Source organism: Streptomyces eurythermus (assembly GCF_014649115.1).
Classification (GTDB): domain Bacteria; phylum Actinomycetota; class Actinomycetes; order Streptomycetales; family Streptomycetaceae; genus Streptomyces; species Streptomyces eurythermus.
In genome coordinates, this window is sequence record NZ_BMSK01000052.1 from 1 (window position 1) to 2,179 (window position 2,179).

The window sequence follows — 2,179 nt, forward strand, 5'->3', positions numbered from 1 at the left end:
TCGAGGAGCGGCTGTCCGGTTGGTCGGACCGTCTGGGTGTCGCTGCCGTCAATGGGCCTGCGATCACGGTGGTGTCGGGAGAAGCCGACGCGGTAGGCGAGTTCCTGGAAGTCTGCGAGCGGGACGGCGTTCGGGCTCGTCGGATCCCGGTGGATTACGCTTCGCATTCGGCGCAGGTGGAGGCGATCGAGGCGGAACTCGCCAATCTGCTGGGGCCGGTGGTGGCGCGGGAGCCGGAGATCCCGTTCTACTCCACCGTGGAGCCGGGCCGGCCGGTGCGTACGGACGCGGGGTACTGGTATCGCAATCTGCGCTCGCGTGTCCGGTTCGCGGAGACGGTTGATCTGCTGTTGGCTGACGGGTTCGGTGTGTTCATCGAGGCCAGTGCTCATCCGGTCCTCACCATCGGCGTCCAGGAGCTCGCCGACGGGACGGGTGCGGATCGGGATGTGGTGGTCACCGGGACGTTGCGCAAGGGTGAGGGTGGTCTGCGCCGGTTGTGGACCTCGATGGCGGAGGCGTTCGTCCATGGCGTGGGGGTCGACTGGAAGGCCGCGTATGCCGCGCACGGTCTGTCCGCCCGTCGGGTCGATCTGCCCACCTACCCCTTCCAACGCCGGCCCCACTGGTTCGACGCCGTCAAGGAACAGCCGACGGCTGCGCCGGAAGCGCCGGACACCCCTCTGCGCCGCCAACTCGCCGGGCTGAGCGCGGGTGAGCAGGAGAGGGTTCTGCTGGAAGCCGTACAGGTGCACAGTGCTGCGGCACTCGGCCGCGGGGCTGCCGGTGACATCGCGATGGAGCGCACCTTCAAGGAGCAGGGCTTCGAGTCGCTCACCAGCGTGGAGCTGCGGAACCGGCTGAACGCCGCCTTCGGACTTCGACTGCCCAGCTCCGTGGCGTACGACCACCCCACGCCGCGCGCTCTCGCCCGACACATCCAGGCTCAGTTCACCGGCGAGGCCGGAGCAACCACGAACCGGCAGGCCGCCCCTCCCGTCTCCGCCGCCGTCGACACCGAGCCGATCGCGATCGTGGGGATGGCGTGTCGCTTCCCGGGTGGGGTGGGTTCTGCGGAGGATCTGTGGGATCTGGTGGTCGCGGGGACGGATGCGGTGTCGGGGTTCCCGGTGGATCGTGGGTGGGATGTGGAGGGGTTGTACGACCCGGATCCGGATGCGGTGGGGACGTCGTATGTGCGGGAGGGGGGTTTCCTGCATGGGGCGGGGGAGTTCGATGCGGGGTTCTTCGGGGTTTCGCCGCGTGAGGCGGTGGCGATGGATCCGCAGCAGCGGTTGTTGTTGGAGACGTCGTGGGAGGCGCTGGAGCGGGCGGGTATCGATCCGCACAGCCTGCGCGGATCGCGGACCGGTGTGTACGTCGGAGCCATGTCGCAGGAGTACGGCCCCCGCCTCTACGAGCATGCCCAGGGGTATGAGGGCTACCTGCTGACCGGAAACACGGCGAGTGTGGCGTCGGGGCGGATCTCGTATGTGCTGGGGCTCGAGGGTCCCGCGGTGTCGGTGGACACGGCGTGTTCGTCGTCGTTGGTGGCGTTGCACCTGGCGGTGCAGGCGCTGCGGCAGGGCGAATGCGACCTCGCCCTGACGGGTGGTGTGACGGTCATGGCCTCCCCAGGCATGTTCGTGGAGTTCTCACGGCAGCGTGGGTTGGCGGCTGACGGCCGGTGCAAGGCGTTCTCGGATGCGGCTGACGGAACGGGCTGGGCCGAGGGCGTGGGAATGCTGGCGGTGGAGCGGTTGTCGGATGCGCGGCGTCGTGGGCATCGGGTGCTGGCGGTGGTGCGGGGTTCGGCGGTGAACCAGGACGGTGCGAGCAATGGGTTGACGGCGCCGAGTGGTCCGTCGCAGGAGCGGGTGATCCGGCAGGCGTTGGGGGTTGCCGGGCTGGAGCCGGCGGATGTGGATGTGGTGGAGGCGCATGGGACGGGGACCCGGTTGGGGGATCCGATCGAGGCGCAGGCGCTGCTGGCGACGTACGGGCGGGGAAGGCCCGTTGACCGGCCTTTGTGGTTGGGGTCGTTGAAGTCGAACATCGGTCATACGCAGGCGGCCGCTGGGGTTGCGGGTGTGATCAAGATGGTGATGGCGATGCGGCATGGTGTGTTGCCGAGGTCGTTGCATGTGGGTGTGCCGTCGTCGCATGTGGACTGGTCTTC

General features: G+C 68.7%; 1 protein-coding gene. It reads left to right on the forward strand.

Annotated features, from left to right (window positions below; translation table 11 throughout):
* The coding region (locus tag IE251_RS40410; protein ID WP_189757921.1) for a type I polyketide synthase at window positions 1-2,179 on the forward strand (2,179 nt) is incomplete at both ends.